This window comes from Paenibacillus rhizolycopersici, assembly GCF_014947195.2.
GTDB classification, from domain to species: Bacteria; Bacillota; Bacilli; order Paenibacillales; family Paenibacillaceae; genus Fontibacillus; species Fontibacillus rhizolycopersici.
The window spans coordinates 277805-292508 of sequence record NZ_JADCNN020000001.1 but is presented as its reverse complement, the minus strand read 5'-3'; the positions used below and the strand labels follow the sequence as shown (position 1 = coordinate 292508).

The window sequence follows — 14704 nt, the reverse complement described above, 5'->3', positions numbered from 1 at the left end:
GAACGTATGGCGTCCGACGCCACCCCAGGGGTCTTGCTGTTCCCGGCCATCCGGGGATTTATTCGGCTTCCCGTAATCTAGCCACAATCGTGGCATGCGACAACCTGCGGTAAGAAGCTAGTGTCACGATCAATGCCATCAAGATGAGCAGTGTAATCAGGCTTGCGATCGGTAAAGGACTCATCCGGAAATCCGTAAACGCCATACCGTCCGCAATCCCTTTGGCAACCAGGTACGTCAAGCCCATCCCTGCCGTGCCCACGATCAAGCTGGTTAGCAATACGCTGTAGAGGCCTTCCAACACAAGCATCGCTCTTAATTGCCTCCGGGTCATGCCAATGCTCTCTAAAATAGCGAATTCGCCTCGTCTTGACCACATGCCTGTGATCACCGTATTGATGTAATTGAGGGTTCCGATCAGGCCAATCACTAAGCTCAAGCTGTAGCCGATCATTTGAAAAATCCGAATAAACCCTTGCATCTCCTTCTTATAATCCTCCCGTGATTTGACGACTAGGCTGGGATGGGATGCCGTAAAGGATTTCACCGCCGATTCGACTTCACCAAGTTTAGCAGGATCGACGTGAAGGGTCACAGACAATAGAATCGGGTCTTTCACTGACTTTACGAACTCATCCGCCGGCCAAAACACCTTAAAACCTCCAACGGTGTAGTATTGGGTTCCCGCCGCATATAGCGCATCCGAACCTAACACCGCCATCACCTTGTAACTCTTGTTCATCCCGTCGAACCGGATGGATTCGCCTGGCTGATAATAACGAGCATATTGATCGGACCCCAGCATCGCTTCCGTTACAAGCACATAATCACCGGTGTCGAACTTGTTCCGGTCAAACGTCCCGGCGACAATATCCTTAGGTTCGATCACCTCGTACCACCCCGGATCGAGTCCATGGAACTGCAGATCGACAGCCTTATTTTCCTTAATCCAGGCAATCGGAGACTCCTCGGGGGTTTCCGTCGTCGATAGAGGCTCAATCACACGCTGAATCTTCTCGTTCAGTGGAAACGAAGCCTTGCGGAAATATACTTTGTCCATGCTAGCGACCCCGTCGATTTGCTTTAACTTCTGCGAGAACTCCTCCGTTAACGCAGCGTCATCCGGAGCAGGAACATCTCCCCGCCCGCCGACGTCTTCCTTAATCACGAAATCCCCCGTAATAAAACTGTTCAAATATTTATTGACGCTGAACGAAGAAATAACGGTGAAGATGACACTGAACAAGATGATGCTCAATGACAAAGAGGCCAGCATGAGCAGCAGTTTCCTTTTGGATCGGAACAAATTGGCGAAGGCCATACGCGAGAGCTTGGCCCCATACGACGAACGTTTCAGCTTTCGGCCCAGACTCCGGTTCTCGTGCCCGGCGATACCGGAAAATTTCACCGCTTCGACCGGGGAAATTCGCGACGCGGTGCGACCTGGTTTGCTGGCAGCGATCCGTACCGTCAGATAGGCAAAGAGCGCCGCCCCGATAAAGATCAAAGGGTTGCCGGAGCTCACCGTCTCCTCCGCCACTTCGCTGGAGAATCCGCTCATCAGCGGCATCAGACCTACACCGATTCCGTACCCCAACGCCAAACCAATGGGAAGGCCCACCAGATAAAGACGATTCGCTTGCATGGAAACGACGCGTTTCAATTGACGTGGTGTTGTTCCGATCGTCTTTAAGAGACCATAAAACTTGATATCCCGTACCACGGAGATATGAAAAATATTGTAAATTAACAGATATCCGCTGATCATAATGATCAGAATGAGCACAAGAAACGGAATGACATTGGCCGGATCTTCCTCTAGGCCAACGCTGCTATACGCCCAATTCACCCCGTACGGGGCATCCACTCCGGTATCTGACAGCACCTTTTGCAGCTTCTTCTCAATGCCGAAGGAATGATCGAACATCACGTCCAGCCGAATCGTATTGACGTAACTGCCCGTTTTCCGGGTCTGCATCGGATCGATCCGGGATAGATGCTGTTGGACGAAAGCCTCCGAGACGAATGCCATCCCCGCCATCGATAAATTCCGGTCGGCCGGAAAAACCCCCGACACCACAAACTCCTCCGTAACCGCTTGCCCGTCTATATCGAGTTCCAGCCGCACCTTGGCTCCCACTTCATGAGGCACTCCGAGCAAATCCAGCACCCAGGTACTTGTTGCAATCCCATTCTCCTCGGTTGGCAAACCGCCTTTCTCGAATCGGACGAAGCTGTGCTTCGCCTCGTTCTCGTCGATTTGATCGATTTCCAGCGCCGTACCGCGAAATACGTCGCTCGTCGCACGGCCAACCAGTACGGATTGGCCATACTCTTTGATCGACGGGTGCTGCCGGATCTTCTCCGCCTCTGCGGGAGTCAAGTATTTAAAGCTGCCGTGATAGTCGCCGCCGGCCGTCTTCATTTTGGTCAACTGCATCGATTCGTTGATACTGAACGCCATCGTAAACACCGAAGTAAGCAGCAGCGTCGTCAGGATGATGGCACTGACGATCATTGCGTTACGCGGCAGATTTGCCTTCAAGCTTCGGTTGACGATGGTTGTGATTCCTGTTCGTTTATTCGTGGTCATTCGACGCCCCCGCCCCTCTTCCGGCACGGTTGGAGCGGCTGACGATTTGGCCGTCCTCGATCCGCACGATTCGATCCGCGGTGAGCGCGATCTCTTCATTGTGCGTAATCATCACGATCGTCTGGTGGAATCGTTCGCTCATCTGCTTCAGCAGAACCATCACTTCCTGGCTTGTTTTACTGTCCAGGTTGCCGGTCGGCTCGTCCGCCAAAACAATGGAAGGCTTGGTGGCCAGCGCCCGGGCAATCGCCACCCGTTGCTGCTGTCCGCCAGACAGATTCGCTGGCAAATGGTACATCTTATCGGACAGCCCAAGCGCACCGATCACCTGCTCCACATGCTCCCGATCTACGCGAGTCCCGTCCAACTCGATGGGCAACACGATATTTTCGTATACATTCAAGATGGGAATCAGATTGTAGCTTTGAAATACAAAGCCGACTGAACGTCGCCGAAAAATCGTCATCTTCTCGTCATTCATGGCATAAATATCGTTTCCGTCCACATGCACCTTGCCTTCGGTGGGACGGTCCAACCCGCCCAGCAGGTGGAGCAGCGTGCTTTTTCCGCTGCCGCTTGTGCCAACGATCGCAACGAATTCGCCTTTATCCACGCTTAGCGTGATCCCATTCAGCGCCTGGACGGCGTTAGACCCTAGGCCATACGTTTTCTTTAACTCTTCAACTTGCAGGATCGGCATACCGGTTTCTACCTCCCAACAAAAAATCCTGTACCTTATTCGTACAGGACTTACTGTAGCAAACGAATCTTTCGTTCGGATGTCCGAAAAATAACAAGATCGACATAATCCATCATTTTCACTTATAGGCTAGGTAAAAATAAAGAGAATACCGAACCCTCGCCTAGCTTGGACGACACCTTAAGGTACCCGCCCTGCGCCGCGATAATCTCCCGGGCCAGATACAGGCCGATTCCGACGCCTTCCTGCTGGGCCGCTTGCTTGCTACGATAGAAACGCTTGAAGATATCGTTCCATTCTTCCTCCGCGATCCCCATGCCCTGATCAGCAACATCGATGCGGACGAACATTTCGCCCGCCAGCGCCGAAATATGCATGCCGCTCCCAGCGGCGCTGTATTTGACTGCATTTTCCAGCAGGTTAAACAACGCTTCGCCCGTCCATTTCGGATCGTGCCTTGCCGAGATAACCGGGTCACAGTTAATTGAGATTGGGATCCCTTTGCGCTCTGCGCTTGCATAAACCTGAGAGACCGCTTGCGTAATCGTTGGAATCAGCGGCGATACGATGGTTTGCAGAGCGATCATCCCCGCCTCGAGCCGGGACATTTTGACCAAGGACCCGATCAGCCAATCCAGCTTGGCAGCCTGCGCCTTGATCTGAGTCGCATACTGGCGGGCCTCTTCGCCCAAATTCGGGACTTCTCCCAGCAGTTCCCCGTATAGCATAATGCCGGATAGCGGCGTTTTCGTTTGATGTGAAATATCGGAGAGAAGCGTCTGAAGATGGCCCCGCTCCGCTTCGACCTCCTCTTCGCGCGCCCGGGCCAGCTCGACATAACGGATCACCTTGTTCTCGAGCGCGGAAAGCTCCGTCTCTTCATAACCGGTGAGCCGCTGTTGACCCGCGATCGCGGTATCCACGATCTCATATGCTGCACGGATGGCGTTTGCGGACCTGGCCCGCAACGTCCAGGCGAATGAACCGGCTATGAGGAGCAACGCCGCCGCGAAAACGATGGGGATCCAAATCGGCGGGGTAAACACTTCCCCCGCCCATACCCAGGAAGCCAGCGGATAGCCCAGCACGAACAGGACAAACAGCGCACCGTAGGCTACGTAAACCCAATCGAAGGCCAACCCATTCCGGCGCGGTGAACCGGTCAGTCCATCCGTCCGCGGAGGAATGTGACGTGCTGCGAACTTGGCAAGTCCGTGCTCTCCGTTAGTCGCTCCATCGGTTGTCATGTCTGCACCCCCGCATCGGCCCAAAGGTATCCCAAGCCGTAAACCGTCTTGATATATTGGGGCGCAGCGGGATCCTCCTCGATTTTAGTCCGCAATCGCTTGATCGTGACGGTCAGCGCATTTTCATCCACAAATTCGGAATCTTGCCCCCATACGAGATAAATCAACTGCTCCCGGGGCAGGACTTGTCCCCGGTGGTTCACGAGCGCTTTCAGCAGCTTTTGTTCCGTCACACTAAGCGAGATGGCTGCGCCTTCCTTGCGGTAATCCATTTTGCCAAAGTCAAACGCAAGAGAACCGATGTTCACTTTATCCTCGCGGCTGGGGTCGCAGCGCCGAAGCACAGCCATCACCCGAGACCGCAGCACCATTAGGCTGAACGGTTTCGTGATGTAGTCATCCCCTCCCATCTCGAAGCCCATCACGATATCGGACTCCATATCGTTCGCGGTCAGGAAGATGACTGGCACCCGAGAAGCTTCCCTAAGCTTGGCGCAAAAGTCCAGGCCGCTTCCGTCCGGCAGCCTGACGTCGAGCAGCACCAGATCGATCCCGCCGGCCGCAAACCTTTCTTCCGCCCCCGCCAGATCATAGGCCTGCTCCACGGCGACTCCGTCCCTCGCCAATGTCAATGCGATCCCTTTGTTTAAGCCCACATCATCTTCAACAATCAGAATGCTCGTCATGATTCCGTACTTCCTTTCCTTCCGGTCATTCCTACAAGCAAATTATACATGAACGTAACCTCGGGTAAATCGTTTAACTATGACATAGATCCAACAGAAAGCGCCGCAACCCGATTTGCAGGCCGCGGCGCTTGGATTTAGAAAGACAGGTGACATTTTACTTCTTACGACTCCGCAGCTCCTTCATAATTTTGCGACCGGTTGGCGTTTGTGCCAGCCCGCCTTGCGCGGTTTCGCGGTGGCGGCTGGGCATCGCCGACCCGACCTCCAGCATCACGTCGATGACTTCGTCCGATGGGATTGCGCTGCGTACGCCGGCCAACGCCATATCGGCGGCTGCCAGTGCGTTTACCGCGCCGAAGCCGTTGCGTACGATGCAGGGAATCTCCACCAAGCCGCCGACGGGATCGCAGATCAAGCCCAGCGTGTTCTTGAGCGCGAGGCCGACGGCGTGCACCGCCTGCTCCGGCGTCCCACCGCGCAACTCGACCATCGCCCCGGCTGCCATTCCGATCGCCGAACCTATTTCGGCTTGGCAGCCGCCTTCCGCGCCGGAAATAAACGAGTTGTTGGCGATCACGTAGCCGATGGCCCCGGCGCTGAACAACCCGCGCACGAGGTGCTCATCTTCCCAGCCGAAGCGCTCCTGGGCGCTGACGAACACGCCCGGGATGATGCCGCAGGAGCCCGCCGTCGGCGTAGCGACGATCCGCCCCATCGAGGCGTTAACCTCCGACACCGCCAGCGCATAGGCCATGGCCTGGCAAGCGATGTCGCCGACGGAGGCCTCACCACGGCTTCGATAGGTCTCGACTCGTTTGGCATCGCCGCCCGTCAGACCGCTTGTGGAGACGATGTCCTCCGTCAGCCCCTTGCGTACCGCCGATTTCATGATTTGATAGTATTCGCCCATGGCGGCCAGGATCTCAGCCTCCGATTGCCCGCTCTCCGCCGCCTGATCCTGGATCATGATGCCGGATATCGTCTGGGATTCCCGCTCGCACAACCCCACCAGTTCCCGCAAATTTCTAAAACGCATCCTGCCCACTCCTTTCTTATCTCGTCAGATCGATATAAGCAACCTGGTTGACATGCTCCAGCGACTCAATCGCCTTCATCAGTTCCGATGGGATCGGCGAGTCGGCTTCCACCACGGTCAATGCTTCGCCGGTGCGTCCTTTCCGATCGGTAATGATGTAGCCGATATTCACGTACTCCCGGCTGAACAAGGCGGTAATGCCCGCCAGAACTCCTTGGCGATCGGCATGGGATACGACCAGGGTCGGCAGCTCGCCCGAGCTCTTCACCTCAAATCCGTCGATGCTGCGGATGACGATCGTCCCACCCCCGATGGAAGCGCCCGTCACCTCCGTATGCCGACCGTCTTGGCCGGTTAGTTTTATTTTTACCGTATTCGGATGAGCTCCCGGCTGTACTCCTGTGGTAAAGGTCACCTCGACCCCTTGCTCTTCGGCGTCCTGCAGCGAATGACGAATTCGCTCGTCGTCCGTGCGGTAATCGAGGATGCCGCCAACAACGGCCAAATCGGTACCGTGTCCGCTGTACGTTTCGGCAAAAGAGCCGTAGAAGCAAATCGCCGCTTCCGCCGGCACGCTTCCAAACAGCTGACGGGCAAATCGTCCAATCCTCACCGCCCCGGCCGTATGTGAGCTGGAGGGCCCGATCATCGCGGGACCGATAATGGAGAACACGTTTTTGAATCGCATGGATTAATCTCTCCCTTGTTTACATTCAAGATGACCAAGCCGCCTATCACGAAAAAGAGACAGAACAAAAAGGCCGCTGCCCTTCTGCTCTGTCCCCGTTACCTGAAAGTTTAATGTTCCCGGAGAACCATTGGCCCGGGATCCATGTACCTCTTGGGTGGCTGATCGCTCTCTCCAGAGTGGCGTCCGATCATGGTCCTTGTACCTGAGAGATTCGGTTGCCGATTGCAGGACCGGCCCTTTGCTCCTTCGGTGCCGCTCCTCGGCTTACCCTAGCGGTACGCCCAGCGGACTCTCCCATCATCCTCATTCGCCTGTATGAATTGTATTAATGTAAAACGAAGTTAGCAAGATGTCAAGATAACTCACATAACGTTGCGTATTTCGTCAATCTATTTTAGTCATATTTTCCTATTTTTATGTGAAAATATGGTTATTTTTCATATAGAACCACTTGTATCCTTAATTTTACAGATATATACTATCCCCAACAACTCCAGATTTTACCTTATTTTATGAATTGTTGAAAATAAGGTGTACTCCGCGTCAACTTTCCTTCACATCACGATCACTTAGATTTCCGTTACGCCTCTCACTCCGCATCCGGCTTCAACTACAACTTCTCATCCACCATGGTGTACCCGCATTTGCATCAGCCACTTTGATGAAGGAGGTGATGAACAAAGGGACGTTTGCTCTTGCTTGATCCGTTTTCAGGCATAACGTGTCCGGACCTTGCTGAACGTTGCTCCGGGCGGCCGCCAAAGGATGTCTGCTGCACTTAAAACCTCATAAAGGGAGTGAAGAAGTTGATAAATCTCAAGAGATTTCGCAAATCTTTCTCGCTTGGCATGTCGATCCTTCTAGCGTTGACCCTCGTTCCCGCAGCCTCCGCCGACAGCAGTGGAGTTTCGGGAAAAACCAGCTTGAAATCGACCGCGCCTCACGTGGCTGAAGCCAAAATCGACGCCAAATTGCAGACTCAGTTTAAGCAGGACGACTTCGTCACCTACCTTGTCAAACTCAAAGAACAAACCGATACGGCCTCGGTCGCCAAACTGGCTCTCCAGAAAGCCACGCTGGAGAAAGCCACACCTTCCGCCGCGAAGCTTTCCGCTCGAACCTCCGTCGTCAGCGCGCTTCGCGAAACCGCCTCCCGCAGCCAATTCGCGTTGGAGGATTACTTGCAGAAAGCCCAGCAATCCGGAGACGTAAAAGACTACCAAAGCTACTTTATCGTAAATGCCATGGCGGTGACAAGTACAAAAGAGGTACTGGAGCAAATCGCCCTTTTTCCTGAAGTGGAGAAGATCCTTCCGAATGAAGAGCGTCACTTGCAAAAGGTCGAAATCCATAAAGAATCGGCAATGCAACCTGCCGTAGAGGCACCATCCGTAAAACCGGCTGACGGTAAGTCGTCACCGCTGGACGGTGCAAGCAAGGACCCCTCCACCGTCACGCCTAGCAGCGTCGAATGGAATATCGCTCAAGTCAATGCCCCCGAGGTTTGGAACATGGGCATCGACGGGACAGGCATCGTCGTCGCCAACCTCGATACCGGCGTCGAGCTGAACCACCCGGCCTTGAGAAGCAAATGGCGTGGATTTGATGCCTCGGGCAATATCGTCGACCCCGAGCTTAGCTGGTATGATCCGCATAGCCATGCTTCACTGCCGACGGATGGCCACGGCCACGGCACGCACACCATGGGAACGATGGTCGGTTCGGAGCCGGACGGCTCGAATCAGATTGGGGTCGCGCCGGGAGCCAAATGGATCGCGGTCCGCATCTTTAACCCCTCCACCACGGACGCGATCATCCTCGATGGCGGCCAGTGGCTGCTGGCCCCGGTGGATGCCGAAGGAAATCTCCATCCGGAGCTCGCTCCCGATGTCGTCAACAACTCCTGGGGCGGCGGACCTGGCATCGACGAATGGTTTCGCCCGATCGTGCAGGCTTGGCGAAGCGCGCAGATTTTCCCCGAGTTTTCGGCGGGCAACGTTGATGAATTCAACCCGGGCGGCCCCGGTTCCGTAGCCGCACCGGCCAACTATCCCGAGGCATTCGCCACCGGCGCCACGGACATTAGCGGGAATTTGGCCGACTTCTCGTTGCGGGGCCCCTCGCCTTACGATGAAGTTAAACCGGAGGTTTCCGCACCGGGCGTGAACATCCGCTCCTCCGTTCCCGGCGGAGTCTATGAGGGCGGCTGGGACGGCACCTCGATGGCAGGTCCGCATACGACGGCGATCGCCGCGCTGCTGCTGCAGGCGAACCACTCCCTCACGGTAGACCAACTGGAGGATATCCTGACCAGCACGGCCACGCCTCGGACGGATAGCGAATATCCCACCTCGCCCAACAATGGGTACGGGAGCGGGATCGTCAATGCGCTGGACGCCGTCGGCTCCGTCCTGCAAGGGGTCGGAACCGTCTCCGGGCGCGTAGTCACCGCCGGAGAGGACCTGGACGAGCCTACCTTGGAACATGCGCCGCCTACTTTAGTATATGAAGGCTTCGACGTGACGCTTTCCGCACGCGTCAGCGACGATGTCGCCGTCACATCGGTCGAGTTTTACGCCAAGGAAGCAGGAACCAGCCATTATTTATACCTTCCGGCCAAACGGGTTTCCGGGAACGAGAAGGACGGTGTATATGAAGCCACCGTACCCGCCTTCCTAATCGGGACGGCTGGACTTGAATATTACATTCGGGTGAACGACTTCGGCAACAACGGGTTTGACAGCAAGCCGTACGCCGTCACGGTGTCGGCCGGCATCGCGCCCGGGTATCTCCAGGATTTCGAGACGGAGACCACCGGGTTCCAGTCTGGCGGTACCGGGAACACCTGGGCCTGGGGAACGCCGGTTAGCGGACCGGGCAGTGCCTATTCCGGCGACAAGGTGTATGCCAGCAATTTGACCGGAAGTTACGCCTCCGGTGCCGATTCTTATCTGCTGACGCCGCCGATCGATTTGACGGATAGTCCGCGTGGGGCGCTTCTTTCTTTTAAACATTGGTATGACCTGGAAGCAGGGCGCGATTTCGGCACGGTGTACATCGCTTCCTTGGATTCCGACTACGCCTTCGTACCGCTGGCGGAATTCACCGGCACGAGCGGGGGCTGGAAAACGCAATACCTGGACCTGCGCGACTATGCCGGTCAGCAGATTTACTTGCAGTTCGGACTGAGCAGCGACGGCTCCGTGCAGAAGGCTGGCTGGTACTTGGACGACCTGTCCCTGCAAACACCTGACGCCATCGCACCTGCGGCACCGACCGATCTGACCGGCTCCGTCAACTTTGCCGGAAGCGCCGAATTGTCCTGGTCCCCGTCTGTCGATGAAGACGCGAAGTTGTACACCGTCTATCGCTCGACCACTTCGGGATCCGGTTATGCGGCCATCGGAACTACCTCGCAAACGGAATTTACCGATACGGCAACCGAGACCGATCATACCTACTATTACGTGGTTACCGCTACGGATTACAGCGACAATGAAAGCGCCAAGTCCAATGAGCTGGAGCTGGCGGTCGTGCGTCCGGCGACGGTATTCAGCGACAACTTCGACGGCAGCAGCGACAATGGTTGGACGCACAGCGGGACGAGGGACGAATGGGAACGCGGCACTCCTGCAGAACCTGGACCGGCCGGCGCGGTCTCGACGCCAAACGTCTGGGGGACCGACCTCGACAACAACTATGAGAATGGAGCAAGCGCCTCCCTCGTCTCTCCGACGATCGATTTGAGCGCCATCAATAATGCCACGCTGCTGTTTGATCAGTGGTTCGAAATCGAAACCAATTACGATAACGGCTATGTGGAGATCAGCTCCGACGGCGGGAACACGTGGAACGAGCTGGGCAAATTTTCGCACAGCACCAACGGCAAGCAATGGAGCTCGGTTTATTACAATCTCGATGCTTACGCCGGAGAACAAGTCAATGTGCGGTTCCGATTAACGACGGACGGCAGCGTCGTGAAAGCCGGCTGGTATATCGACAACGTTCAGGTGCTTAGCGCGAATACGCCGGAATCTCTGGTCACAAAAAACGTGCTTGGCGAAGCAGGCACGAAAACGGACAAGGTGGTGAAATCCGGACCTGCCTTTAAACTGACCCGTATGAGCAAGACCGAATACGAACAGCTCGTGAAGTCCGCGAAGCCTGCCGGAGACATCGGCATTAGCAGCTTGCCGGCTAATGCTACCGTAACGGTGCTGGAAACCGGACGTTCGGTGAAAACCGATCCCGCCACCGGACGGTACAGCTTGAACCATGTCGCCGGAGATTATACGCTGAAAGCGGAAGCCTACGGATATTATCCGCAAACGGCGAATGTTACCGTTGCCGATCAGACAAATGCCAAAGTGAACTTTAATCTGCAGCCGATTCCGAAAGGAACTCTCGGCGGGACGATTACCGACGAACGCACCGGAGAGCCGATTTCTGGCGCTACAATCATGGTGCTTGAAGACGCGACGATCGCCCCTCAAACGACTGGAGCCGACGGCAGCTTCTCGTTCGAGGTGCTGGAAGGGACCTATACGTTGTCGGTCAGAGCGGCCGACTATTACGGGAATACGCGAACCGTTACGGTACCGCCGAACGGAACGGCCGACGGCTCGTTAGCCCTCAAGCCTTTCGTGGGCTTGCCGGGCGAAATCGCCTACGATGATGGCACGGCGGAGAATGCCTGGGCCTTCAACGCGGCCAACAATGCGTGGGCTGTACGCATGACGCCGGACGCCGGCGCGGCGCAAGTCACCGGCGCGTCGATCCGATTCTGGAACACCGAATGGCCGGTTCCTGGCGGAACCGCCTTCCAATATGCCGTTTATGATGCATCGGGACCGGGCGGGGCACCGGGGCGGCAATTAGCCGGTCCTTATGACGGCACCGCGCTGCGCAACGACCAATGGACCGTGCTCGAATTGCCGGAGCCGGTCACCGTCGAAGGCGACTTCTATATCGTGTATATACAAACCTTGGCCGGAACGAGCGCTCCGGGAGTAGCCACCGACGAAACCAGCCCGAACGCCCATCGCAGCTGGAATCGGATCAGCGGAACATGGGCCTTGACGGACGAAGAAGAAGGCAATTACATGATTCGCGCCACCGTGCGCTATCCGGTCAACGCGCCGATGATTACGTCTCCGTCGGACGGGGCTTACACGAATCAATCCACCTTCACCGTCACCGGAACTTCGCCGGCCAACAATGCCGACGTTAAAGTCTACAACGGCACGGAGCTCGCGGGAGAAACCACGGTCGAGAACGGACAATTCAGCCTGCCGATCGAACTTCACGATGGAGCCAACGCCTTGTCCGCCGAAGTGATCATGAACGGGAAAACAACCGACCGTTCTCTGCCAGTCACGATTACGCTGGACACCACCGTTCCAGATCTGGATGTCGTTTCGCCGGCAGATGGCTTCCGCACCAATTCGGAGGTGCTGAATGTGACGGGTTCGGCGCTCGATGAGTTCCTGAGCAAGCTGACTGTGAACGGACAAGAGGTACCGCTGGAAGGCGGCGGCGCATTTGCGTACCGCTTGCTGATCAATGCGGGAGAGAATCTGGTTACCGTTACTGCTTCGGACCTCGCTGGGAACGAAACGACGGTCACCCGGACCGTCTACGTGGATACCGAGCTGCCGGAGATCGCCAATCTGTCGCCGGCAGAGGACGTCCATCTGACAGCGGGAGAAGCGTTGACGGTATCCTTCGACAGCGTCCCGGGACTTGCGACTTCGTTCCGCATCGAATTGCCGCTGTCGTTATCCGGCGGCACGAGCAGCGGTATTCCACTCACGGAAACGACGCCGGGACATTATGAGGGAACGTATACGACGCCCGCATCGCTTGTCCTGGAAGGCGGCCTGATCGTGGTGACGGTTCGGGACACGGCAGGGAACCTCGGCGACTTCCAGGCACCGGGCCGCTTGTTCGTTAGCGCGCCGGGCGAAGATCCCGGGGAAGATCCTGGGGAGGATCCTGGAAACACCCCGAACGTTCCGCCGGTAGCCGTGATCGATGCCGTAGAGCGTGCGGCCAAGAATAAGCAGATCGACTTTGACGGATCGGCCTCTTCGGACGCCGACGGCCATATCGTCCGCTATAGCTGGTCGTTCAGCGACGGCGGCACGGAGCTCGGCCCCAAAGTCAATCACCGTTTCTCCGCCGCCGGGGGTTACACCGTCACCTTGACGGTGACCGATGACGACGGCGCCGTAAGCACGGTGGTTCACAAAATCGTGATCCGGTAACTTTCGGACTCAAAGCAAATCAGCCCCAAGCGGTTTACGCCGCTTGGGGCTGATTTTTTTAACTAGGAAGGTATATTGACCTGCTCTTTCCAATTCTCTCGCTCAGGATCAACAGCCAGTTCATGCAGACGCCCTTTGGCCTCCATCAATTTTTCACGAAACCCTTCACTTTCCCATACGGTAGACAATGACGTCCCTCCCTGGTTTTTAGCGTAAGGTCCATTCTCGCTCGCTGTAGATTTGGATACGCCCTTCCGAAAGACTTTTCAAAAAGCGGCTTCTCACGCTTTGCATCAACAGCTCCATTTCGACTTCCGAACGTGCAGGTTTTAAAGAAACCGAAGTCCGGATGATCTCCGTTTGCTTCCGTCGGCTTGCCGAGCGAATCATTTCCGATATGTCCACCTGTCGCATCATCCATCCCGCCTTGTTCGCCGCTTCATCTGATAAGTTACCTATTAGCCTATCGCACATCAAAAAACAACCACACCGGCGTTAGGAAGCCGAGAAGCTGCGGATCACCTCTTCAAACGCTGGCTCGGCCATGTCAACGTCATCGATGTCGCCCCAATCGCTAAGCACCCGGATGATCTCCATCGTCCCGATCTCATGCCGGTTCGCTTCGACAACTACGGTGTCTTCCTCGGTGCCCGTCACCCGAAACGGCAGTCTCCCCGCCTCCGCCTCCTCCGGTACCCGGAACGGTCCGCGGAACTTGACGCGAATCACCGTCGGCAAGCCGATCTGTTCCCGCAGTGCCGGGATCGTGCCGTCATAGGTCAGCCTGCCTTGATCGATGACCATCACGCGGTTGCAGAGTTGCTCGATGTCGTCCATGTCGTGGGTCGTGAGCAGGATCGTTTTGCCGAAATCGCGGTTGAGCTTCAGCAAAAACTGCCGGATATTCCGCTTGGCATGCACATCCAGGCCGATCGTCGGCTCGTCCAGGAACAGCAGTTCCGGGTCATGCAGCATTGCCGCCGCGATGTCAGCCCGCATCCGTTGACCCAGGGACAGCTTGCGGACCGGGGTTAACCAGAACTCGTGCAGATCCAGCAACTCACCGAATTGGTCCAGGCGCTGCGCCTTCTCGGCACTGCTGACGCCATACATCTCCGCGAGAATATCGTAGGAATCCTTCACCGGTAAATCCCACCACAGCTGGCTGCGCTGCCCGAAAACCACGCCTAGTTGACGCACGGCCTGCCGCCGATCCCGGTGCGGGTTGACGCCGCCGACCCTCACCTCCCCGGAGGTCGGGTGCAGAATACCGGTGAGCATTTTAATCGTCGTCGATTTGCCCGCCCCGTTAGGCCCGATATATCCGACGAACTCCCCGCGCTCGACCTGGAAGCTGATCCCGCACACCGCCTCCTTCAACCAATATTCCCGCGAAAACAACGTGCGGAGTCCGGAAAATCTCCCTTCGCGTACGACAGGCGTCTTGAAATCCTTCGTTAAGTTATGAACTTCAATCATCTT

At 56.2% G+C, this 14704-nt stretch carries 10 protein-coding genes and 1 riboswitch; of the genes, 1 reads left to right on the top strand and 9 read right to left on the bottom strand.

Annotation, left to right across the window (positions count from 1 at the left end):
- Positions 1–58: 58 nt before the first annotated feature.
- From IM700_RS01225 to sdaAB, 6 genes are all read right to left on the bottom strand, one after another.
- The gene (locus IM700_RS01225) at positions 59–2593 is read right to left on the bottom strand and encodes an ABC transporter permease (RefSeq protein WP_193415604.1); all 2535 of its coding nucleotides are present in this window, start codon (positions 2591–2593) and stop codon (positions 59–61) included.
- Complete coding sequence (locus tag IM700_RS01220) at positions 2580–3293, bottom strand: ABC transporter ATP-binding protein (RefSeq protein WP_193415605.1); 714 nt, start codon at positions 3291–3293, stop codon at positions 2580–2582. Before IM700_RS01220 ends, IM700_RS01225 begins: the two co-directional genes overlap by 14 nt.
- A 122-nt stretch (positions 3294–3415) precedes the next feature.
- Positions 3416–4540: a sensor histidine kinase gene (locus IM700_RS01215; RefSeq protein ID WP_193415606.1), complete on the bottom strand. Its 1125-nt coding sequence runs from the start codon at positions 4538–4540 to the stop codon at positions 3416–3418.
- Complete coding sequence (locus tag IM700_RS01210; protein ID WP_155606370.1) at positions 4537–5226, bottom strand: response regulator transcription factor; 690 nt, start codon at positions 5224–5226, stop codon at positions 4537–4539. The genes IM700_RS01215 and IM700_RS01210 overlap by 4 nt, the downstream gene beginning before the upstream one ends.
- Positions 5227–5383: 157 nt before the next feature.
- Entirely contained in the window at positions 5384–6265 is an 882-nt protein-coding gene (gene sdaAA, locus IM700_RS01205) for an L-serine ammonia-lyase, iron-sulfur-dependent, subunit alpha (protein ID WP_155606369.1), read from the bottom strand.
- A 16-nt stretch (positions 6266–6281) separates the two neighbouring features.
- A complete protein-coding gene (gene sdaAB, locus IM700_RS01200) occupies positions 6282–6953 on the bottom strand; it encodes an L-serine ammonia-lyase, iron-sulfur-dependent subunit beta (protein WP_155606368.1) in 672 nt (223 codons plus the stop codon).
- 183 nt (positions 6954–7136) lie between these two features.
- Positions 7137–7263, bottom strand: a riboswitch (glycine riboswitch).
- Between the two features lie 499 nt (positions 7264–7762).
- Here sdaAB and IM700_RS01195 point away from each other — a divergent pair.
- Entirely contained in the window at positions 7763–13222 is a 5460-nt protein-coding gene (locus IM700_RS01195; protein WP_193415607.1) for a S8 family serine peptidase, read from the top strand.
- 62 nt (positions 13223–13284) lie between these two features.
- Here IM700_RS01195 and IM700_RS23325 read toward each other — a convergent pair whose 3' ends face one another.
- The 3 genes from IM700_RS23325 to IM700_RS01185 form a co-directional block, all read right to left on the bottom strand.
- A complete protein-coding gene (locus tag IM700_RS23325; protein ID WP_272491392.1) occupies positions 13285–13410 on the bottom strand; it encodes a hypothetical protein in 126 nt (41 codons plus the stop codon).
- Between the two features lie 19 nt (positions 13411–13429).
- On the bottom strand, positions 13430–13636 hold the full coding sequence (locus tag IM700_RS01190) for a hypothetical protein (protein WP_204801102.1): 207 nt from the start codon (positions 13634–13636) through the stop codon (positions 13430–13432).
- Between the two features lie 81 nt (positions 13637–13717).
- Complete coding sequence (locus IM700_RS01185) at positions 13718–14701, bottom strand: ABC transporter ATP-binding protein (RefSeq protein ID WP_193415608.1); 984 nt, start codon at positions 14699–14701, stop codon at positions 13718–13720.
- Between the last annotated feature and the right edge of the window lie 3 nt (positions 14702–14704).

Excerpts from the sequence above, each read along its gene's own strand:
- IM700_RS01210 (WP_155606370.1), bottom strand. The coding sequence starts at position 5,226 with ATGACGAGCATTCTGATTGTTGAAGATGATGTGGGCTTAAACAAAGGG.
- sdaAB (WP_155606368.1), bottom strand. The coding sequence starts at position 6,953 with ATGCGATTCAAAAACGTGTTCTCCATTATCGGTCCCGCGATGATCGGG.
- sdaAA (WP_155606369.1), bottom strand. The coding sequence starts at position 6,265 with ATGCGTTTTAGAAATTTGCGGGAACTGGTGGGGTTGTGCGAGCGGGAA.
- IM700_RS01225 (WP_193415604.1), bottom strand. The coding sequence starts at position 2,593 with ATGACCACGAATAAACGAACAGGAATCACAACCATCGTCAACCGAAGC.
- IM700_RS01215 (WP_193415606.1), bottom strand. The coding sequence starts at position 4,540 with ATGACAACCGATGGAGCGACTAACGGAGAGCACGGACTTGCCAAGTTC.
- IM700_RS01185 (WP_193415608.1), bottom strand. The coding sequence starts at position 14,701 with ATGATTGAAGTTCATAACTTAACGAAGGATTTCAAGACGCCTGTCGTA.
- IM700_RS01190 (WP_204801102.1), bottom strand. The coding sequence starts at position 13,636 with ATGCGACAGGTGGACATATCGGAAATGATTCGCTCGGCAAGCCGACGG.
- IM700_RS01220 (WP_193415605.1), bottom strand. The coding sequence starts at position 3,293 with ATGCCGATCCTGCAAGTTGAAGAGTTAAAGAAAACGTATGGCCTAGGG.